The following is a 23,755-nucleotide window of genomic DNA, read 5'->3' as shown; positions in this document are numbered from 1 at the left end:
TTGTTCGCTGGGAAGTTCCGCTGCGAGGTTCCGCTCATGGGTTCCGCTGAGGGGTTCCACTCGGAGTTACGGATCCTGGGCCGGATCGGGTCTGTGTCACTTTCGCGACGAGCAGATCTCGACGGGTGTCCGCAGACCGCCGACGGTGAGCACGGCCCGGCGCCCGAGACCGTTCGCGACGGCCTGGGCCAGCGCCATGCCGGCGAGGGAGGAACTCCCGTCCTTCATGGTCAGGTACACGTCGAGGTGGCCGGGCACCGTGCGCTCCTTCGCGAGCTCCGCCTCGATGTGGCCGATCAGCCTGGCCCCCAGTTCGCGCGCGTGCTCTTCGCCCGCCTGCGTGTCCTTCTGGTCCAGCGACTCGTTCAGGAACCGGAGTTCGTCCGCGGACACCACGTCCTCCACCGGGAACTCGCGCTTCTTGACCACCACCGAGAGCGGCAGCCTGCGTCCGGGGGCGGCGCCGTGGTGGGGGTTGGGGACCCACTCGCCGAGGGTGTTCCCCTCGTCGCCGGGGACGACGGCCCAGCCGCCCTTGACGAACCGGGAGGCGACGCCACCCGCGAAGAGGATCTGCTGCCCGCCGGTGGCCGTCCCGGACAACCCGTAGGCGTCGAGCGTCGCGCCGAGGTCGATGCCGCCGGGCGCGTCGACCTCCCAGACGTAGCCCCGCCTCCCGTCCGTCAGCCGTCGCGCCGCCGCCTCGGGCGAGGTGTCCGCGGTCACGAACCCGTGGCCGGGATCACCCGCCTCCTGGGCGTAGGCGACGAGGTCCAGGCCCGTGCCGGCGGGCACCAGCCCCTCGGCGAGGACCGATTCGGGACCGTCGGTGAGGGCGACGAACACCTGTCGGCCCGGGTACGGGATCGGCGGCGGGATGATGTCGGCCGCGTCCGTGGGAATCACGGCGTTCGGCATCGGTCCCTCGACGATCTCCGCGGCGGAGGCGGACGAATCCACGGCCGGGTCGGCCACGGACGACGACAGCACCGTCTCGTCGTCGGCGCCCTGCCCCTCGGCCGTCGCCAGGGCGACGGGGGCGGGGGCCACCGGGACCGGGGCGGGGGTGGCCAGGGCCGGGGGTTCGGTGAGTTCCCATTCCGTTCCGGCCAAGGCCCCTGGTGACAGCTGCGCGGTGACGATGACGTGGTCGTGGGTCGTGGTGTCGTGGAAGAGGTCGAGTTCCACCGCGGGCGTGTACACCCTCCTGGCGGTGGCCGACCGGCTCGCCAGGGCCTTCGCCAGGACCTCGCCGCGGCCGGAGCCCGGCACGACCGGCACGATCGCCTCCTTCGTCGGACGACCGCTCAGCACCGGATCGTTGGCGAGCAGTTCGGCGATCTCGTCGGCGGGCACCTGGCGCCGCGTGCCGTCGGGCCACGGCATGTCGAGGTGGCCGGAACCGCCCGTCCCCAGCACGAAGTAGGCGGGAGGCCGCTGGCCCGCGAGGGCTCCGTCGACGCGCCACGGGGCGTAGTACAGCTTCGCGTTGGCCGCGGAGGTGCCGTTGGGCGAGGACAGGTACGCGTCCGCGACCAGCGGGTCCCGCAACGGGGTGCCGGTCCAGTTGCGGCCCAGGACGACCCCCTTGGCCGTCTTGAGCAGGGTGGCCGGGTCCAGGGCGCCGTTGCGTTCCAGATGGTGGGCGGCGACGGCCGACGGGTTGCCGAGGTCCCGGCCGGCCGCTGCCGCCGCTGCCGTCGCCCACAGCAGTTCGGCCCGCCGTGCGCCGTCCACGGTGGCGGCGGAAGCCGGCAGGTGCAGGACCTTGACCGCCAGGGCGTCCACGTCGGCGGCGCCGTCCAGGCTCTCCACGGCCTTGACCGTCGCCCACAGCAGCCGCTGCCGGTGCACCGCCGTCACCGTACCGGCGGGCTCCAGGTCCAGGACCTCGACGGCCCGCCGGTCGGCATCACCCTGCGCCAGCAGCCCGAGGGCCTTGTCCACCGACGCGAGCGGCACGAAGTCACGCAGCGCCGTCCCGGCGGGCCGCAGCGCCGCGGCCTCCAGCACGGTGAGGATGTCCGTCGCGTCCAGGGCCGAGCCGGCCGCCCGTCCGAGGTGCGAACGGGCGGCGCGCGCCAGCAGGTCCATCGTGAACGGCCCCTCGTCCCGCAGCCGCGCGTCGTTGCGGCGCATCGACTCCAGCGCGCCGATCCCGCGCACCAGCCGCGTGTACTCCCCGTGGGCACCGTCCTCGACCGCGGCACCGAACGTCTGCCGCAGGGCCCGCACCAGCCGCAGCGTGGCGACCCTGAGCTCCTCGGGAGCCGGACCCTGAGCCGTGTGCAGGCCCGCGGTCCGGGCCAGGTCGTCCAGTGCCTCCCCCGCCGGCTCCGGCCGCAGCTCCAGCCACTTGCGCCGCTGCCCCTCGGCGGTCGTGGCGACTCCTTGCCGCCGCACGTTCTTCTCGCGTGTGAAGTAGAAGATCCGGTCTACGGCGAACACGGTGCGGTCGGTGTGGTTGGCCACCTGCTGGGCCTCGGAGACGGTCGCCAGCGGATCGGCGACGAAGGGAGCGGGACTGGCGTCGGTCACATGCGGTTCGCTGTCCGCGGGCGCGCCGACCCAGCAGGACATGAGGACGACGACGCCGTCGGCGGCGAGCCGCTGGAGACTCGGACGCCGACGCAGGTAGTCGCCGACCTGGTCGCCGCGCGCCGACACGTTGGTCCTGCCCGTCGTCAGGAGGCCGAACGACCCCGGACTGCCGTGCAGTTGGAAGAAGTACGCCGTGCGCCCGGCCCAGGGAACGCGCTCCGCGTCGCCGTACACGTTCTCGGTGACGGGATCGAGGTGTACGTACTCGTCCAGTGTCGGCACGAGGTCGAAGTACGGCTCGCGGTGGGACTGGTCGACCCTGTTGAAGACGGCGCGGCCGTACGGGCGTCCGTCGGCGGCGAGGGTGTAGCTCATGATCTCGTCGTCGGGGAGCAGCGTCCCGTCGAGCAGACGTACGGAGCGGTTCGTCGCTCCGGGCGTGAGCGCCGTGAGCCCCGGATAGTCCGGCTCGCTGGCGAACCAGGCGCCCAGCGGTTCCCCACGGAGGCTGCGGTCGGTCACCCTGATCCGGGTCTGCTGCTTCACCGCGTCGTCGTACAGCGACACATTGCCGCTGTGCGCCCACACGGTCCTGCCGCTCCGGGCGGCGGCGACGCGCGGCAGACGCGGACTCCGGGCACCCGCGTGCGGGACGACGAGGACGACCGGCAGGTGACCGTCGAGACCGGCCAGCTCCTGGTCCATGGCCAGCAGCTCGGCGAACTCCCCCAGCGGCACCCGCGGCAGGGAACGGTCCGGCAGCCGTATGTCGACATGATCGTGGTTGCCCTGGGCGGCGATGACATAGGGGCGGTGGTCACCGGGACCCTGCTGGTCCCAGGACGCCGTGGGGGTCTTCACTCCCTTGTCGCTCACCTGGTCGTAGGTCGCGGTGACCAGGTCGTCGATCTGGCTGTCCGTCCAGTTACGGCCCAGAGCCCTGCCGTCCGGAGCGGTGATCCCGGTGGCCGCGGACAGTGCCCCGCGCCGCCAGAGGTCGAACGCGCCGAGCGCGTCCAGGCTCGTCGCCCGGCCGGCCGCCATCGCCTCCTCCACCAGCGCGTACAACGCGCTGCGATGGGTGTCCCGGACCGGCCCGTACGTGCCGATGTGCAGGATCCGGCGGGCGAGCGCATCCGGGTCGAAGGCTCCCTCGTGGAGACCGGCCTCGGGATCGGCCAGGCGCAGCTTGTTCAGCAGTTCGATGGCGGGCGAGCGGTCCGCCAGGTCGATCTCGATCTCCACCTGCCGCCGCAGGGCCCGCAGGTCGGAGCCGCCGGCGGCGGTCTTGCGCCCCTCGCTGAACCGGTCGATCCCGAAGTCGTCGACGTCGACGCGTACGGCGGTGGGCGGATCGTTCTGCTGGAGCAGGGTCAGGGCACTGCCGATCTCGGTCCGCAGCGCGTCGGCGACGGCGTCGGCACGCTGCCGGCCCGTCCGTTCGGCGCCCCGGTCCTTGCTCGCCGGCTTGAGCCACGAACCGTTGCCATGTCCGGTGATGGTGATCAGGGGTTCCAGGAACCCTTCCCGGATGTCCCGCAGGCCCGCCTCCGCGATCTTCCGGGCGAGAGCGACGAGGCCTGCGCGCTGCACCGGGTCGATGTCCTTGGAGCCCTCCTGGAAGGTGACCTTCGCCGTGGTCCAGGACGCCGGGGCCGTGGTCGCCCCGGCGATGGCGGCGGGGGAAGAAGCGGCGACGGTGCCGGCGGATGCCGACGCCACGCGCGGCGCGCGCGGCGCGGGGGCCGCGGTGAGCACCTCGGTCGCATCCGTCGCCTCCGCTGCATCGACCGTCTCGGCCGCATCGACCGTCTCCGCCGCGTCGATCGCCTCAGCCGCGTCGGCAGCCTCCGTCGCGGGCATCGAGTTGGTGAGGGTCACGGTGGCCGACGCCGTACCGCCGGATGACGTCAGGGCCGGCGGCTCGGTGCGGGCCCAGCCGGTCGTGGCGCTCGTCCCCTGCGCCGGTTCGTCCACGACCAGGTAGTACTCCTTGGCCGCGGTGTCGTGGAACAGGTCGACGTGCGCCGCGGGCATGTAGGCGGTCCTGCCCGTCGCCGCCCGGTCCGACAGCGCCCTCATCAGGGGGCGGCTCCGCCCGGTGCCCAGCAGGACCGGCACGACCGGCTCCGTCTGCGGGCGGGAGCTCAACTCGTCGTCGGTGGCCAGCAGTTCGGCGATCTCGTCGGCCGGCACGGGGCGCCGGGAGCCATCGGGCCAGGGCATGTCGACGTGGGCGCGACTGCCCTCGGCCAGCACCAGGAAGCCGGATGCCTTCGTGCCGGCGGCGGCGGTTGCGGAGGCACGCCACGGCACCGGGCGGACCGCGGCGCTGGTCTTGCCGACGGCCGGGTCCACCGCGATGTACCGGTCCCTGAGCACCGGGTCGGTCATCGGCCGACCGGTCCAGTTGCGGCCGATCACCCGGCCGTTGCCCGCGCGGAGCAGCGTGTCCTTGGACAGGGCGCCGTTGCGCCTCAGATGGTGGGTGGCGACCGCCGTCGGGTTGTGCACGTCACGGCCTGCCGCGGCGGCCCCGGCCAGCGTCCAGAGGAGTTCCTCGCGCAGCGCGTCGTCCACGGGCCGGGCGGTGGCGCCCAGGTGCAGGGCCTTGGCCGCCAGGGCGTCCACGTCGGCGGTGCCGTCCAGGCCCTCGACGGCCTTGACCGTCGCCCACAGCAGCCGCTGCCGGTGGGCCGCCGTCACCGTGTCGGTCGGCTCCAGGTCCAGGATCTCGGCGGCCCGCCGGTCGGCATCACCCTGCGCCAGCAGCCCGAGGGCCTTGTCCACCGACGCCAGCGGCACGAAGTCACGCAGCGCCGTCCCGGCGGGCCGCAGCGCCGCGGCCTCCAGCACGGTGAGGATGTCCGTCGCGTCCAGGGCCGAGCCGGCGGACCGGCCCAGGTGGGCACGGGCGGCACGCTCCAGCAGGTCCATCGTGAACGGCCCGGTGTCCCGCAGCCGCGCGTCGTTGCCACGCATCGACTCCAGAGCGCCGATCCCGCGCACCAGCCGCTGGTACTCCCCGTGTGCGTCGTCCTTGTCGTCCTCGATCGCGGCACCGAACACCTGGCGCAGCGCCCGCACCAGACGGAGGGTCGACTCCCGGGCCTCCGCCGGAGCAGGTCCGTCAGCCGTGTGCAGGCCCGCCGTACGGGCCAGGTCGTCGAGTGCCGCGCCCGTCGGCTCGGGCCGCAGCTCCAGCCACTGGCGCCGCCCGCCCTCGGCGGTCGTGGCGATGCCCTGGCGTTTCGTCCCCTGCTCGTAGGTGAGGTAGTGGACCCGGTCGACCGCGAACACGGTGCGGTCGGTGTGGTTGGCCACCTGCTGGGCCTCGGACAGGGTCGTCAGCGGGTCGGCGACGAAGGGGGCGCGGCCTGCCGTGTTGACGAAGGCGGGGCCGTTCGCGGCGGCGCCGACCCAGCAGGACATGAGCACCACGACACCGTCGGCCGGAAGCCGGCGGAAACTGGGGCTGCGCCGCAGATAGCCGCCGACCTGGTCACCGCGGGCGGTCTTGAGGGTGCCGTCCGCCCTGCTGATCTCGAACTCGCCGGGATGCCCGTGCAGGTTGAAGAAGTACGCCTCCCGACCGGACCAGGGCACGCTCTGCGCGGCGCCCTGGAGCTGCCCGCTGACCGGATCGATGTGCACGTACTCGTTCATCGCGGGCAGGGAGTCGAAGTACGCCTCCCGCCGGACGATGTCGTCCTTGCCGAGTACGGCGCGGCCGTAGGCGCGCCCGTCCGCGGCGAGGGTGTGGGTCATGATGTCGTCGTCCGGGACGAGCGTCCCGTCGATCGTGCGCAGGAACCGCTCCTCGACCCCGGCCGCCGAGGCGTCGAGCGGGAGGAGGTCCGGACCGCTGGCGAACCAGCTGCCCAGCGGCTCCCCCGCCGCCCTGCGGTCGGCCACCACGATCCGGGTCCGCTGCGACTTCGGGTCGTCGTAGAGCTCGGTCTCGCCGCTGTACGCCCACACGGTCCTGCCGGTCCGGGCGGCGGCGGTGCGCGGCAGCCACGGACTGCGGGCACCGGCGTGCGGGACGGCGAGTACGACGGGGAGCCCGGCGTCGAGTCCGGCCAGGTCGGTGTCCATGGCCAGCAGCTCGGCGAACTCGTCCAGCGGCACGCGCGGTTCGGAGCCGTTCGTCAACGGCACCACGACATGGTCGTGACCGCCCTTGGCCGCGACGACGTAGGGGCGCGTGTCACCGGTGCCCGGCTGCTGCCACAGCGCCGCCGGGCTGTCCACGACGCGGCCCTCCCGCACCAGGAAGTAGGACTTCGTGGCCAGGTCCGTGACCTGGGCGCCGGTCCAGTTGCGGCCCAGGGCCCTGCCGTCCGGACCGGTGATCCGGGTCGCGTCGGACAGCGCCCCGTGCCGCCAGAGGTGGTACGCGCCGAGCGCCGCCACACTCGTCGCCCGGCCGGCCGCGATCGCCTCGTCCACCAGCGCGTACAGCTCCTGACGATGGTGGTCCCGCACCTGCTGCTGCTCGCCCAGGTGCAGGATCTGGCGGGCGAACGGATCCGGGTCGAACGGCGCCTCGCGCAGCGCGGGATCGGAGCCGGCCGACCGGAGTCCGTCGAGCAGTTCGACGGCCGCCGAGCGGGGCGCCGGCTCGATCTCGATGTCCGCGACGCGCCGCAGGGTGCGCAGCTCCGCGCCCTCGGACGTGCCGTCGGAGGAAATGGTCCGTCCCGCGCTGACGGCGCGCACTGTGAACGCGTCGGCGTCGACGTGCGTGGTGGTGGGCGGATCGTTCCGCTGGAGCAGGTACAGGGCGTTCCAGATCTCGGTCCGCAGCGCGCCGGCGACGGCGTCCGCACGCTCCTGGCCCGTCCGTGCGGCGCCCCAGTCGTCGCGGGCCGGCGTGAGCCACGAGCCGTTGCCGTGGCCGGTGACGGTGATCCAGGGGGCCGGCAGGCCCGCCCGTACGTCGCGCAGGCCCACCTCGGCCACCTTGCGGGCGAGAGTGGTGAGTCGACCGCGCTGGACGGGGTCGATCGCCTTGGAGCCCTCCTCGAAGGTGACCTTTGCCGTGGTCCAGGGTCCTGAGGGCACGGTCTCCTCGGTGCCGTCGGCCGGATCGGCGGCGGTGCGGGTTCCGGCCGGGGTGTGGTGCTGGGCGTTGTCCGGGCGTCCGGCGGGGGTGTGGGTGACCCGTTCGGGGTGTGCCAGGCCCAGGTCGCCCGCCTCGTGGTGCAGTGACGGCGCCTCGGCCGCGCCCGTGTCGGGGTCCTGATGCGTGCGCTGTGGGGAAGCCGTGGGTTCCGCGAAGCTCGGGTTGGGGGTGAACGGCATGGCGAGGCTCGACCCCGTGGCGGGCTCGATGGTGATGCCGCCCTTGCCGTCCGGGACGGGGTTGTAGTAGCCGGAGACCCGGATCACGCCCTTGATCCGCTCGGGCGGGACGCTGTCGAGTGCCGCCCATTCCTCCTGGTAGCGGAAGCGCGCGAGGTTCTCCGGCAGGTTCTGCGCATGCAGGTGGATCAGCGGCGCGTCGCCGGGGTCCACCACGTAGATGTATCCCTCCCGCTTCATGTACGTGTTCTTGCCGACCCGCGTCGTGTCGCCGCTGGGGCGGATGAACTGCAGGGCCACGTTCTGGTTCGCCGTCGTGGAGACGAACCCGCTGCCCCGGGCGTTGTGGATGTGCTGCGTGATGTCGTAGTGCGGAACGCCCCCCTCCTGTCGGGCGGCGGAGTTCAGTCCCTCGCGGAAGACGCTCTCCGGCGGAGCGCTCGACCCGTGGTACAGGTATCCGTTCAGCGGCGGATTGGGGTTCAGCGGCTGGGCCAGTGCCGGATGCGACGCCGCGGGGGCGGCCTGCGCCCCGGCCGGCGGCGCGGCCGTGCGCGAGGGTGCCAGATCCGTGATGTCCATGCTCAGCGCCCGGGGGCGCTCGGGCAGGCTCTCCGCGTACGGCGACGCCGGCCCGTTCTCGACGCGCTCCGGGGAGTCGAAGTCCCGCGCTGCCCGGCTCCGGCCCTCCGAGTCCCCTTCCGGACCAGCGGTCAGCTCCTGGAACAGGCCCTCCGCGGTGGCCAGTTCCCGGCGGGCCGCGGCGAGGTCACGCCACGCCCGTGCGAGCAGTGAGCCCGTCGGGTCGTCGGCGGATTCGGACACCGCCGTGTCGCGTACGACCGGGAGGCCGGGCGCGAGGTCGCCGAGGATCTGCCCGGCGCCCTCGCGGAGTTCGGTCAGCCGGTGATCGGCCGCCTCGAAGCGGGCCATCGCCTCGTCCAGGCGCTGTTGCGGTGCCACCCGCGGGTCACGCGTGCCGGACGGACCGGCACCGTCCTGCCACGTCTGTTCCGCCCGGCGGAGCAGGGCGTTCAGCCGCCCCACTTCCGCGGCGGCGGACGCGCGCTCGTTCTGCGCCTCCGCCACGGCCGCCTCGTGGTCCGCCGCGACGGTCGGCGCGTCCACGCGCCGGGCGGTCGTCGCGGCCGGGTTCTCCTCCTCGTCCGTCGCCCGCTGCTTGCCCTTCCCACCGACGGCGCCGACAACGCCGGCGCCCGGGGCGGCGACCTCACCCTGGGCAACACCTTCGGCCTGGGCCACGCCCTCGGCCTGAGCCGCACCTTCGCCCCGCGCCGCACCTTCAGCCTGAGCCGCACCTTCGCCCCGCGCCGCACCCTCGACCTGAGCCGTGCCCTCGGTCTGCGCAGCGCCCTCGGTGCGGGCAGCGCCGCCATCGTGAGCGGTACCCGCGGTCTGGGTCGTGTCGGCGGCGGGCCGGGGCGCGACGGGTGGGGTGGCCGGGACGGCTGCGAGGTACTCGTCCCCGCGCTCGTAGACCGTCACCGTCGCCGTGGTGTCGGCGCCGGTGGCCGCCGCGCCGAAGGTGTGGACCGTGCCGTCCTCGTGGACGAGGGTCAATCGGATCCCGTTGGCCTCGGCGGTCAGCTCGGCGGCCAGCAGGGCCGTCGCGCGGTCCCAGCGCCGGGCCGCGGCCAACTGCGCCCGGATCAGCGCCTCTTCCTGCGGTCGGGTGAGCGTCAGGGACGCGGGCAGCCGCCCGCCGTTCCGCTCGAACTCCCCGGTCTGCTCCGGGGTGAGCGTCAGCCCGGCGTCCGTCAGCTCCCCCGGCCGGAAGGTCGCCCGGGAGGCGAGCCGGGAGGCGGCGGGCACCGCCTGGGCCGCCCCGGGGACGGTCACGGCGGCCACGGCGGCAGCCGTCTGGTTCCTGGCGGCCGTCAGCGCGGTCGCCACGGCCGCGTAGAAGCGGTTCCCGTCACCGGTGGCCTCCACCAGGTCGGAGACCCGACCGTCGGGGGCGATCAGGTGGCCGGGGCGGGTCGCCGCGTCGAACCGGGAGCGGTCCGTGGCCGCCGTGCCGTCCAGGCCCTCCCAGGTCCAGGGGCGGGTCGCGTGGGCCGGCAGGTCGCCCGAGGGCTCGGTCGGCGTGGTCTCCGCCGTCGCGGGCGGCGCGGCCTTTCCGGCGGTGCCTCCCGTCGGCGTCCGGTCGACGGCGCGGAAATGCCGGTCCGTGAGATGCAGCACCACCCTCTCGGCGTCGGCCGCGGCCGGGACGTCGAGGTCCGGTCCGTAGTCCTGGAAGGTGCCGTCGGCCGCGACGATCCGGACGACGACGCCGAACCGCTGGGCGGCGAGCGACGCGAGGACGTCGGCGGCGCTGTGGTCCCAGCCGGTCTCGTCGGCCGCGTCGGCGGCGGCCGGACGGCGCAGCTGGGCCACGGCGACGGCGCGGCGCTGTGCGGCGGTCAGCGGCCGGTGGCGCTGGTCGGGGGTGGCCTGTGGGCCGGCGGAGTGCGGGAGTACGCCCAGGGCGTCGAACTCGCGCCGTTGCGGGGTGTCGGTGCCGAGGTCGACTCCGGCGGCGCGCAACTCGGCGTCGGTGAAGGTGTCCTTGGTGTCCGGGGTGACGTACGCGAGCAGCGGTGAGTCGTCCGGCAGCGCGGCCAGCCGGTCGGCGAACTCCCGGCTCAGGGTGTCCGCGTCACCGGCCTCCCGGCCCAGGCTTTCGCCGAGCGCGTGGAAGAAGGACCTGCCGTCCCTGGGGACGTCGACCAGGCGGTGGATCGTGCCGTTCTCGGGTGCGATCAGCGCGGGCGAGCCGTCGTGGGCGATGGCGTCGGCGTAGCCCGGGCGCGGGGCGGCCTTGGGCTTCGCTTCGGCGACGGGGGCGGGGGTCAGTACCGGCTCGGGCACGCCGGCCCGGGTGCGGGCGGCGTCCGGGCCGGCCGCGTTGCGCGGGTCGTCGGGCAGTCGGTGCCAGCGGGTCAGCCGGTCGGTCTCGGCCCGTACCCGGTGGAAGGCGGTGGCCGCGGCCTCGGCGGCGGTCTGCTGTTCGCCGACCTCCCGGACCCGGGTGTCGAGGGCTTCCCGTGCGGTCCGGACGGCCTGGGCCGCGGTCCGTACGTTCTCCTCGGCGGCCGGCACCGGCCGGTCCACCGCGGCCCGCCGTACGCCGGCCGCCTGCCTGGCCTCCCTGACGGTGCGGTCCAGTTCGGCCCGCCGGCTGTCGTGCTCCTCGGCCGTGAGTTCGGCGAGGCGTTCCTCGGCGCCGCGCCGGTCCCCGAGCGCCTGGCCGATCCGCGCGTCGAGCGCGCGGAGTTGGTCGTCCACGAGGTCCGCCCAGCCGTCGTGCTCGGGTTGGGCCGCGCTCAGCGCCTCCCGCTCGGCTTCGAGCGCTTCGACCGTCGCCCGGGTGTTCTCGGCCGTGGTCCGGGCCTGCGCGAGCTGTGCGGACGGCGGGGCGTCGCGCCGTGCTTCGGCGGCCGTGACGGTGGCGACGAGTTCGGCGTGGGCGGCGATGTGTTCCTGCTGCGCGGCGGCGCGGAGCCCGTCGCGGTCGCGGCGGGCGACGGCCCTGGCCGCCACGGCCGTGTCGAGGGCTTCCTGCAGATCGGGCAGGGTGCGGCGCAGCTTCCAGTACTTTCCGTCGGCGTCGGACCACGCCTTGCCGGCGTCCTTCACGCCGTCCCAGGCCTTGGCTACCTGGGAGGGGAAGTTGGCGTCGGTGATCAGCCCGAGGTCGCGGGCGACGTCCTCGCGGACCCAGGCGACGGCATGACTCCGGGACTCGACGGCCTGCGGGCCGGGCCTGGTGCCGCCGAAGGGGCCCATCAGGTGGTCCCGGAGCCAGGTGGCGACCGAGCCGTCCTTGAACTGCCGGTTGACGTCGGCGACGCTCAGCCAGGTGACCGGGACGGCGAACGCGAACGCGCGGGCCGCCTTCGGCTTGACCCGGTCCTGCTTCACCCGTTCCTCGGTGACCAGCCGGCCGTCGGTCTCGATGGTGTCGGTGCCCGTGCCGCTCGCACCGGGGCCGGTCACGCCGACCATGTCGGTCTTGAGGGCCGGGAACGCGCCGAGCGACGAGTCCTGGGTACCGCCCTGGGAGGCGGTCACGTTACCGCTCTCCGTGTAGCGGTCGGCGGCCTCCATCCGGACGTTGTCGGCCACCGCCAGCAACTCCGCGCCGGCCAGGTCCGGCCTGGAGTACATGGCCAGCGTGCCGTCGGACCGGTCCGCGAACAGGTCCTCGGTCAGCCCGGCGACCTGGTAGCCGTGGCTGCTCGCGCTGTCGTGGAAGAACGCGGACAACGCGCCCTTGCCGGTGCCGTCCTCCAGCGCCTGCGCCGAGCCGGTGCCCGGTGCCGTCAGGCCGTTGGCGGTCGCCTTGTCGAGAGCCCGGTCCAGTTCCTCGCCGGTCAGCGCTCCCCGGGTGCCGGCGAGTGTGTTGTCGTACGCCTTGGCGAGCGCGATGACGTTGGCGGCCTGGACCTGGTCGGCGCCGGCCACGGTACGGACCTGGAATCCTTCGGCCGGCATGGTGAACGGCCTGGTGGTGCCGTCGGGGTGGCGGGTGGCGCGCCAGGCGTCGATCCGCTCGGGGGTCGTGGGGACCTGGGCTCCGGTCAGTACGGTCACGCTCGGCGGCCCGGCGGTCAGCTCCGGCGGGGCCAGCGCGTCGGGGGCGGCGTCCGCGGCGGTGGTCGACGCGGTGTCCGGCCGCATCAGGCTGGTGGGGACCAGTTCCGTCAGCCTGCCGACGTCGCCCTCGGTGAAGACCTGCTGCTTCTTCTTGGCCTTCCGCTTCCTGCCGCGGCCCGACTCGGCCTCGTCGCCCTCGATCTCCATGCTGAGTTCGAGCCGGTACCCGGTGCTGAACTCGGCGTGCGGCTCGTTGGTGTAGGACGACCACAGCTTCGTGCGGGTGGCCGCCCGGGAGCCGGACACCCCCTGCCGGTTGGAGCCCAGCTCGCCGTAGGTGGGACCGCCTGAACGCACCGTGGGGTCGGAGGTGTGCACGCCTTCGGTGACCAGTACGCCGGTGTCGCGGCCGGTCGTCGCGTCGAACGCCTCGGTGACGGTCTCGACCGCCAGCCGGTGGTCCTCCAGTTCAAGGCCCGGCCACAGCCCCCTGAACTCCTGGCCGTCGATGTCCGGGACCAGCCGCGCCCGCACCCGCACCGTCCGGGTGCCGATCCTGATCCGCTTCCAGCCGGGGCCGCCGATCCTGGCCGGGGCCGAGGTGCCGATGCCCGTCATCTCCCGGCGCAGCGCCCGCACGACACGGGCCGAGACCAGCTGCCGGATGGCCTCCCGGCTGGAGTCGTCGAGCCCGAGGTCACGGGTCCTGCGGTCGAAGTCGTCCAGCACCCGGGTGGTGTCCAGGGAGTTCACCGGGTAGGTGGCGAAGAGGTTGTTCCGGAACCACTCCGGCTGCTTCCAGGGGCTGTTCGTGTACGTCGGTACGGCCCCGGCCGCGTCCTTGATGACCCTGAGCAGGTGGGCGCTGCGCTCGGGGATGTGCCCGAGCCAGCCGCCGCGGACCTGCCAGCGCTCCCCGGCCGAGCCGTGCGTGCGGCCCGGCAGCAGACGCGACAGCGGCGCCAGCAGACCGGCGGTGCGCACGGACGCCGCGACCTCGTGTTCGGCGTCACCGGCGACCAGCACCTGGTGACCGCCGTCGACCCGGTTGATGTCCGAGGTGACGGTCCGGGCGACCTGGACCGCCTGCCCCCGGGAGCGCCACCACGGGCGCACCACCAGTCCGTAACCGCCGGTGACCCCCGGGCCGGCCGAGTGGGACTGGTTGTAGACCAGGGTGCCGCCGAAGGAGTGGGTGAAGGACTTGGTCTGGGAGCCCGACGCCTGGGTGCTGCCGCCGACGGTCAGCTCGACCTTCATCGGGGTGGGCCGGCCCAGGGCCCGCAGCGCGCTCACCCGCACCCGGTGCACCACGGTCCCCAGGTAGTCCAGGTAGGGGCCCTTGCCGAACAGTCCGGTGGTGCGCGAGCCGAGCGGGCCGGAGCTCTGGTCGAAGTCCGCCGTCAGGAACTGTGCCCGCTCCGGGCGCACCGCCGCGTCGTGCGCGGGCGCGCCCGCCTCGGTGAGGTGCCACAGCCCGCCCGACGCCTTCTTCAGGACCCTGTCCACGATGCCGGGCTCACCGCCCAGGCCCAGGACGGACACCGTGTGGTGGGCGTGCTCGCCGAGCGGACCCGCCTGGCGTCCGGTGTCGACGGCGGCGAGCGAACCCGCCGTCAGCGCCTTGGCCTGGGCGTCGGTCATGGGCTCGCGCGTGACACGGTCGGCGTCCGTGCCCGCGTACGGGTTGACGGCGCCGGCCGCGTGCGGGTCCCGCGCCGGCATGTGCTCGGAGGGGACGCTCAGCAGGACCCGGCCCCGGGTGGCGGGGTGGGCGGCGGTGTCCCCGAGGATCTCGGTCTTGGCCTGGCTGAAGACGAAGGGCTGGGTGCCCAGGATGCCGAGCGAGGCGATGCCCCGGAACAGGCTGCGGAAGCGCCAGTAGCCACCGGTGCTCGCGGTGAGCGTGAGGCCGTAGCTGTACAGGTGGGACGGCTTGCCGCTCACCGCCATCGGCTCGAACGTCGCGCTCGGGCCGTAGCCGATGCCGTGCTGCGTCTTGCCCTCCGCCTGGTAACCCAGCTGCGCGGTACCGGCGTGCAGCGGCACGTTGACGTTGTCGACGGCCTTGTCGCGCACCGATGCCAGGAACTCGAAGCCGCCGCCCGCGCTCTGCGCCATGCTCTGCTGCCCGGCGACGGAGGTGGCGCCCGGGGCGCTGAACCGCATCTTGAGGTCGTTCTGGGTGCCCTCGTAGCGGCGGTCGGTCAGTTCGGCGTCCAGCCAGATGTACCGGTAGCCGCGGGTGGCGCGGCCGGGATCCACCAGACCGACCCGGATGCCGGTCGTGGTCAGCGCCTCCAGGTTCCCGGCCATGCTGTGGTGGGACAGCGCGTTGATCACGGTCAGGGTGTTGGACAGGACCATCTGGTAGTGCGCGGCGTTGCGCCACACGGACGGATCTCCCAGCTCGGCCAGAGGGGCGACCATCCCCGGGTACTTCTGGGCGACCACGTCCAGTACCTGGTCGATGAGGGTGTCGAGCACGGTCCGGGCGGGTCCGGTGTCCGTGTCGGTGAGTTCGATGCCGTCGGCGCCCTCCACCGCCGGGGCGGCCGGGGCGGGTGTGCCGCTGTAGCTGCCGTCGGCGAAGGTGAACTGTTCCACCCGGCTCATGCCGAGGGTGGGCGGGTGGTCCGGGGTGAGGTATGCCGGGGCGTACGGCTCCCCGCCGTGCCGCGCCGGCAGGGTCGTGCCGTCGTCCCAGCCGGCCAGCCGGCGCGCCTCGGTCTGCGTCATCCGGTCCAGGCTCCAGGTGACGAACCGCGTCGGCTGCGCGTCCCCGGTCTTGCGCACGTAGACGAACTTCTCGACCACGTACAGGGCGGTGGTGCTGTCCTTCACCTGCCCCACCGCCTTGACCGCGCCGGAACCGCCCGTCACCTGCGCGCGCCCCGAGGAGTGGCCGTAGCGTCCGCTCGGCCCCAGCTGGAGGCGCAGTTTCACCGCGTCGGTCAGGCCGAACAGGCTGGGCAGGTTGAAGGTCGGACCCGTGACGACGGCGAAGTCCTGGTTGAGGGACTTGGTCTCCTTGCGCTCGTTGCGCACCGTCAGCTGGCCGGTCTCACGCAGCTCCTGCAGGTCCGTCTCGGTGACGAACCGCGCCCGTCCGGGCACCACCCGCTCGATCACGAACGCACCGAGCGGGGTGCGCTTCTTGTCGTCCGCCTGAAGCGGCACACTCGTCACCCGGGAGTGGGTCAGCCGTCCGGCCAGTTGCTGGAAGCTGTCGGAGGAGAAGAGGCCGTCGAGCTCCTCGTAGGCGGAGCTGGCGGGCTCGGCACCGATCCGGTCCGCCGCCCAGTCCCGGATCTCCCGGAGCGGGCCGAAGTCCTCGGTGTACACCAGCCGGTAGTCGGACTCCGCACCGAGGTCCATCTCCCTCGGTGTCCGGCCCGGCTCCGACCGACCCGTCAGGCTGTCCGGCAGCCGCACTCCGAGACCGTCGCGCACACCGAAGCCGAAGACCTGGTCGGCGCGGTGCTCCTCGGCGGGCCTGCGCCGCCAGGCAGTGCCGAGGACGCCCTTGCGCGCGGCCCGCGGCGGCCCGTCGATGACCGTCAACTCGTAGTGCACGTCGTCGAGATGCTGGTGGGAGCCGCCGCCCGAGCGGTTCTCGCTCTGGCTGACCACCTGTTCGCTCATCAGGTAGTCGAAGGCCCTGGAGTATCCGAACCGTGCGGAGACCCGCCCGAACCCGGCGAACACCCCGCTCGGGGGCCCCAACGGCACGCCCGGAGCCAGCTGCCGGGTGGTGGCGACCGTCTTGCCGGCGCCGGTGGTGGCCTGGCTGCGGTTCAGGTTGTCGACCTTGTTCTGCTTCCCCGAACCGTCGTCGAACCGTTCCCACTCACCGTAGTTGCGGGTCCTGACGCGGAGCGTGCGGATCCGTCCCTCGGCGGTGCGGTAGACGAAGTCGCGGCCTTCGCCCGCGAAGGTCCGGGGCGCGCTCCCCAGTGCCTGCCGCACCCGGCCGAGCAGGTCGTCGGCGCCGCCGGGACGCTGCCGCCGTCCGCTCGGTCGCGGCTCCTGCGGCCGGGTGGCCGGGTCCTGCCCGAGCAGCCGCTCCAGCTCCGCCACGACCTGGCCGGTGCCGCGCAGCGTCACCTCGCTCTGCCCGTAGGCGACGGAGTCGTCGAGCACGGCGCGGCGGTCCGGGTCGACGAGCACGTCCGGTTCGCCGCCGGCCATGAACGTCAGGAGGTTGAGGTAGTCCGGCATCCTGCTGCCGTCCTCGAACCGGCGGGGGCCCTGGTGGACGGGCGGCGGCAGCAGGTCGTGGTCCAGCCGGGCCGGCCGGTGCAGTTCGAGTTCCTCGTCGATCCGGGCGCCGGGAACCCTGGGCTGCTGGGTCAGGCGGGCCGGCTCTTCGGCGGGCTGGGCGGCGACGATCTGCGGGACCCCGCCCGGGTCCTGGCCCTGGCCCGGCTCCTGGGGCTGGGCCTGGGGTTCGGGTTCAGCGTGCTGCTCGGGCTGGCGCTCGGCCTGCTGCCCGGCCCGGATCCGGCTCCGGGGGACGACGGCGTCCAGGTTGGGGGCTCCGCCGGGTCCTCTGCCCAGCTTGATGGCCCTGATGTCGTCCGTTCCGGCCAGCGCCATTTTGATGACCGCGCCCGCGGTCACCTCCACGATCGACCTCAGGTCCGTCTTCCAGTACGACGGCAGCGCGGCGAACACCCTCGCCACGTCCTCGTTCGTCACGGGACCCCGGCGCCAGTTCTGCCGCGCCAGCTCCTTGTTCACACCGGCCTTGACCAGGGAGAGGTCGGCGGCCGACAGCACGTCGGCGAACCGCCTTCGTCCCTGTCCGTGCTCCGGCTCCGCCGCGACCTCGTCGTTCTCCGCGTACGTCGCCTCGAACGCCCGGACGTGTTCCGCGCGGATGCGGTCGATCTCCCGGCGGGCCCAGCCTGCCACGGCGTCCGAGGTCACGGTCACGGGCGCGAGCTGTACGGAGGACAGCGCGCCGGCCAGATCCTGCTCGGCGAGATGACGGACCCGGGCCGCGTCCCGCAGCGCGTCGAGCCCGGCGGCGAGGTCGGCCATGGCCGAGGCACGATCGCCCGGCCGCAGTTGCCCCAGGTAGGCGACGAAGTCCTGGACGAGCGCCCCCTGTTCGGTGCTGTGCCAGCGGGTCAGCTCCCGGGACCAGCCGGACTCCGCGCCCCGCGCGCTGGCCAGCTCGGCGGCCTGCCGGACCGGCCCGCCCAGGGACTCGGCGCGGGCCAGCAGGATCGACGCCGCCCGGCGGACCCCCGTCTCCAGGCGGCTCGCCGTGTCCGCGGTGGGCCGGCCCTCACCGGCGGTCAGCCACTCCTTCGTGTACAGCCCGCGCAGCTCCCGCAGCCCGCCGTCGTACCAGGCCCGCTGCTCCTCGGCCCACGACGGGCGCCCGCGCGTGAGGTCGACCCCCTCGGGAAGGACGAGCGCCTTCTCGAACGACTCGTGCGCCCACTGCTCGGCCCGCCAGCCCTCGTACGCCTGCGTGTACCGCCGGCGGTACTCCTCCGTCAGCCGCGCGGCCACCCCCTCCTCACCGGCGACGGTGGCGGCGGCATCGGTCATCGCCCGGCCGAAGTCCTCCCGGATCGAGCGGGCCACGGACGAGGCACCGAAGGACGCGTACGTCGAGCGCAGCTTCCACGACAGGGCGATCTCACGGTCGAAGACCTCGTGCGCCTGCGCCGTGGCCTTCGCCTGGCTGTACGCCTGCTCCAGCTTCTGCGTCAGCTCGGTGTTCAGGGCGGTGTTCAGCTCGTCGCGGCCGACGGCGTCCGGCTGTTGTGCCGCCTGCGTCCACCGGTCGGTGTACCACTCCCGGACCTGCGCCTGTTCCGCGTACGGGATGGTGTCCCGCAGCGCCGGGTTGTCGGCGAGCCGCTGCTCGAACTGCTGGTACGACTGCTCACGGAGCTCCACTCCGGCCCGCAGGCCGGCCAGCGCACCGACCGGACCCTGCGCGGCCGTCGGTACGGCCTGCGCCCCTTCGTCGGGGGCCCCGGTGTCCCGGGAGGCCGTCGCGCCGGCTTGCCCGTGCTGTCGGCCGGACTCCCGGAGCGGGGTCCGGTCGATCGTCAGCCGGGTGAAGTCCAGCTGCCACGAGGGGGTTTCCCGCGGCCGACGGAACTCCGCGTCGGCCTGCGCGGCCTCGTCGTAGAGAGACTGGATCTTCTCCTGCGCCGTGCGCACCGCCGTGGCGAGGCCGTCCGCCGTCCGGGCCGCCGTCATCTCCTGCTTGAAGGAGTCCAGGACCTGCCGGCTGTCCTCCCGGAAGGTCTGGCGGACGCTGTCGGAGCCAAGGGCCGACGCCCGCGTCTCGACCTGTCCGCGCACGTCGGCGTCCGCCTCGAAGGAGGAGAACATCTGCCGCAGTTGGGTCCGCCACGCGTCCTGCTCGGCGCGCTGCCGGGGGCCCTCCACCTCGTTCACGAGGTCGCGCCACGCCTGGCCGCGGGCCGTGCCGAAGACGTCGCCGTCGGCCCGCTCCGTGCCGAGGGCGGCTTCCACGTCGCGGTCGGCGGGGCCGAAGATCTCCTGGTGGGTGAGCGCGGCGTCGTTCCTGAAGTCGTCGGCCACCCGGCCCAGGTCGTAGCCGTTCAGCGCGTAGCGTCCGGTGACCGCTCCGGTCACCTCGTCGACCTTGCTCGACAAGTCGTTGAACCGGCGGCCCCCTTCGGCAAGGGCCGCGTCGAAGTGGCCCTCGTAGGCCAGGCGGTCGCTCAGGGACCGGACGTAGGGATCGAGGACCGTGTCGTGGAACTCCGCTTCCCGGGCGTTCAGTTCCTCGCCGGACCACTGGCCCCGCTCGGGCATCGCGACCTGTTCGCGGTAGGCGTCGGTGAGCGTCCTGCGCATGTCGTCCTGGACCCGCTTGGCCTGCGAGCCCAGTTCGGTCCCCTTCCGGGATCCGACGACCGCGTAGAGGTAGTCGTCCGCCTGTGCCAGCGCCTGATCCAGGCCGGAGTGCAGGTCGTGCCGGGCGGCCATCTGCTCCATCAGCCGCAGGTGGGCCTCGCTCAGGTCGGCCGTGTACGCGGCCCAGTCGTCGGCGGACAGGTCTGCCGGTTCGCGCGAGTCGAGGATCCCGGTGACCTCGTCGTCGAAGGCCTTGGTGTGGTCCGCGAGCATCCTGTCGGCGACCTCGCGGGAGGCGACGTACCGGTTGTCGCGCACCTCGGCGGCCTGTTCGCGCAGGTCGCGTTCGGCGGCCTTCGCGTCGAGCCTGGCCGCCCAGCGGTCCTGGAGTTCCCGCAGGGCGCGGTTGAACGCGGGGGCCGCTTCCGCGTACTCGTCCCTGGTCAGTTCACGCACCGCGCGGCCGTCGGCGAGTGTGCCGGTGGCCTCGGCGTACTCGTCGAGGAAGTCCTTGCGCACCGTGCCCATGTCGTCGGAGGACCGGTCAAGGGATCTGGCGTCGGCCATGGAGTCGAAGGTGCGCGTGGCGTCCTCGGCCAGCGTCAGCCGGGTCTCCAGGCCGCGGGTCAGGGCGTCGAAGCGAGCCTGCGCGCCCTGGAACAGGTCCGGCAGGAAGTCCCGGTGCACCAGGTTCCCGTCCAGGTCCGACTGGCGGGTGAGGTCGCGCAGATCGGTGGTGAACTCGTCCAGGAAGTCGGTCCGCAGGGTCGCCTCGTCCTTCGGCGAGAACGGCCGCCGGTCGAAGAGGGCCTCGGAGGTGAACAGGTTCTCGCCGGGACGGTCCGCGTGGGTCAGGGCACGGTCGAAGGCGTCCGCCGCCGCACTGCGCAGCTGGCGGAGGGCGGCCTCCAGGGCGAACTCCTGGGGCAGTCCCTCGTACAGGCTCTGGATCGCGGCCTCGCCCTGCCGGGCGGTGAGGTCGCCCCGCTCGACGGCGTCCTCGATGCCCTCGATCCGGGTTTCGAGCCGCTGCTTGACCTCCTCCCGCCAGGGCCGTGGCTGAGCGCCCTGGAACCGGTTCTCCTCGCGGATCATCCGGTCGGCCAACGACCTTGTCGGCAGGTTGTGTTCCAGGTTGCCGAGATGGTCCTCCAGCTTTGCGGTCAGCGACTCCTCGAACGCGTGGGTGTTGAGGTCGGTCTCGCCCGCGCGCGAGTGCTCGAAGCGGGCCTCCTGGAAGGCACCGGCCACGGTGGAGACGAGGTCTTCCGGAACCCCGAGCTTCCGGACCCAGTCCTTCGGCCCGAAGTTCTCGTCCGACGACCGCCGGATCGCCTCGACGAGCTCGGCGGGCGACGGACCCCGGTAGCCGTGGTCCAGGACGGACTCCAGCGCCTTCGCCAGCTTGGCCTGGAGCGGGGAGTGCGTGACGGCGCCGGTCTCGGCGTCGGTCCCGACCTGGAGTTCGTCGGCCCGCTTCTCCGGGTGCTCCTCCAGGTACTGCCGGTGTTCCTCCACCGCCTTGTGGTACGCGTCGGACATCCCCTCGGCGTAACGGTCCGGGACACCCTCGCCTCTGACGACGGCCTCGATGTCGCTGACCGGCTCGGACCTGACCGCGGGGTATTCGTGCGTCAGATCGTCGCGGACGTCCTCGAAGGCGTTCCACAGGCGCCGGTTGTGTTCCAGCCGCTGGGCGGCCCGCTCGGCCTCGTCCGCCAGCTTCGACTCGTAGGTCTCGTTCTGCCGACCCTTGGCTTCCTCGTACGCGGCGTTCTTCGCGTCCGACATGTCGTGCCGGTAGGCGTAAGCAGGCTGCTCGTGCCCGGGCTGCTCCCTGGTACCGGTCCCGGCTCCGTCCTCGTGCTCGGACTTCGCGACCGCCGCGCGGGCCTCCGTGCCGGTGGCGGCCGACTCGTGGTTCGCCGCCCGGTCCGCCGTGCTCCGGTCCCCGACCTGCCCCGGTGACTTCTCTCCCGCCCCGGACGCGTCGGTCGCTTCCGTCGCGTCGGCGGACCCGGACGCCACGTCGTCACGGCTCGCGCCGGCGCTCCGCTCCGTGGTCTCCTGGCGGACCGCGGCCGTCCGGCTGCCCGCCGCCTTCTGGCGCTGAGCGGTCTCCCTGAACTCCGCGACCCGCTGTCGTTCCGCGCGGGTGACGGTGACGTCCGTGTCACCGGACTTGCGGTCCGGTGCAGGCCGCTCGGACCCGGCCGCTTCGGACCTGGTGGCGGACCGTGCCTCGGACGCGGCCCGCGCCGATGCTCCGTGCACGGTTCCGTCGGCCCGCGGGATCCCCTCGGCCGCCTCCACGGGCGCGGTCCTGTCCTCCGCCGGCCTGGCGGGCGCGGCCGTGTGGCCGCCGTCGTCCGCCGCGGACCTGGCGTCCGCCCTGCCGGCGGCGGGCCCGACCTGCCGGCCGCCCAGACCGGCGGCCGACTTCAGCGGTGTGCGGCCCGCGTTCGGAGCCGTGCGGGCGCCCTCGGCTGCAGCGGAGGCGCGCTGCCCCTGGTCCGCCCCCGAACGCACAGCCGTCTCCCCCAGGTTGGCCCGGGCGCCGGTCTCCTTCGCCGCGGCGCCGACGCCGTCGACCGTGCCGCGGGCGCCCTGCTCCGCGGACGCGGACGTGGGAGCCGTGCTACCGGCCGTCTCCGCAGTACCCGTACGGGCGCCGCCCTCGATGCGCGCGACCGACGCCTCGCGCACCGGACCGGCCGACTGGACGACCTCCGGCTTCCCCGACGGCACCGACCGCACCGGGGACACCTGCTCCTCGGCCCCCGCGTGGCGGGCGCCCGGGTCCGCCACGGCGGCATGGTTGTCGCCGACGGCTCGCAGCGCGCTCTGCGCCTGCCGCACCCCGGCGTCGACCGCCTTCCCGACGCCGGGTGTCGCGTTGCCCCCCGTGTCCTGGGTCCTGCCGGCGACGCCGGTGTCCGTCGTGGGGCTCGGGGCCTGGGCAGCCACGTCGTGCGGGGTGACGGTGGACGGCTGGGCCTCCAGGTTCGTCCGCACCGCGCGGTCGGCGCCGGCGGCGCCCACCGACTCCTGGCCGCCGGTCGAGTGTCCTGCCGTCGAGGCGTCCACGGTCCGCTGCGCGGCCTGCGCCGTCTTGGCCACGCTGCCGAGCCCGGAGCCGACGTCGTGCAGGACGCTCTGGCCGGTGGCAGCGTCCGTCGCGCCAGTCGTGATCGTGCTCGCGTCACCACCGGCCGTCCCGGTCTTCGGCGCGGGCTGTACGGGCTGGGTGGCGCCGTCGGTGGCCGTCTTGACCGCGGAGGAGCCGCCGGGCGAGGTGCCGGCGTCCACCGGGGTCACCTTGTCGGGTACGGCCGTCCCGCCGCCGGCGCTCGGGCCGTCGGGTGCCGCGGTGACCGTCGCCTTGGTGGGCGTCGGGGCCGGTGCCGTGTCCGTGGAGGTGCGCACCGTGGTGCCCGTGAGCGTCCGGGTCACGGCGGAGTTGACCTCGACGTCCGAGGACAGCGTCAGGTCGGACTTGGTGAGGCCCTTGGAGGAGTCGGCGATCGTCCCGCTCACGGAGGAGACGGAGGTGGCCGAGGACGGCAGGGTCAGGCTCGTTCCGGAACCGGTGCCCGTCGACGCGCTGCCGGTGGAGGTGCCCACGTCGCCGACGCCGACGTTCACGTCCCCGACGTTCAGGTCGGACTTGATGATGTCCAGCTTCTCCCTGGCCACGTTGACCAGGCCCTTGGCGGCGGAGGCGACGGCGACGCCGATCCCGCCCCACAGCACCATGTCCGAGATGAAGCCGGGGATCTGCTCCAGGGAGGTGGGGACGGGGATGAGCTGCTCGGCGGTCGTCTCCAGGCCGGCGGCGGCGTTGCCCGCCGCCACCGAAGCCGCGTTGACTCCCATGAACTCGATGCCGAAGCGGGCGACGTTCCCGGTGACGCCGGCCATCGTCACCACCCAGTCGGGCAGGGCCTCGCCGACCGCGGTGGCCGCGCTGCCGACGAACTGGCCGACGCTCTTCCCCACGTTCACCAGGAAGGTGAAGATGCTCCCCATCATCCCGCCGATGTCCGCGAGGATCTCCATTCCGACACCGATGAGGCCGAGGAGTTCCGGCGCCACGAACAGGAGCGCACCGAGCAGGGCACCGACGATGCCCGCGATGAGATTCGCCAGCGACTGCTTCGCGAGCGTCGCCTCCTGCTCGGTGCGGAGCATGGCGTAGTAGTTGATCATCTCGCCGGTGTCCCAGAACTCCTCGATGATCTCCATCACCGATTCGCGCTGGTCGGAGTAGGCCTGAGTCATCCACATCTCGGCGTCGCCCTGCCATGCCCCGTTGTTCAGATCGAACTCGGCGCTGGTCATCCGGGCGACCTGCTCGTCCAGGTAGTCACCGAAGTCGATGAGGGCGTTGCCGAGTTCGTAAACGGGGTTGGGGTCCCAGTTCTTGTCCTTGAAGATCGACTCAGACATG

Annotated in this window: 1 protein-coding gene; it reads right to left on the bottom strand. The window is 73.5% G+C overall.

What is annotated here, in order from left to right; translation table 11 throughout:
- Positions 1-96 precede the first annotated feature (96 nt).
- Positions 97-23,754, bottom strand: coding sequence for a lonely Cys domain-containing protein (locus tag AB0D74_RS18720; protein WP_362587426.1), 23,658 nt, complete (start codon positions 23,752-23,754; stop codon positions 97-99).
- Position 23,755 lies beyond the last annotated feature (1 nt).

Source organism: Streptomyces sp. NPDC048278, assembly GCF_040652195.1.
In the GTDB taxonomy this organism is placed as follows: Bacteria; Actinomycetota; Actinomycetes; order Streptomycetales; family Streptomycetaceae; genus Streptomyces.
Note: the sequence above shows the minus strand (reverse complement) of the source record. Positions and strands in the feature narration are given on the sequence as shown.

Coding starts and splice junctions, on each gene's coding strand:
- AB0D74_RS18720 (WP_362587426.1), bottom strand. CDS start 23,754: ATGTCTGAGTCGATCTTCAAGGACAAGAACTGGGACCCCAACCCCGTT.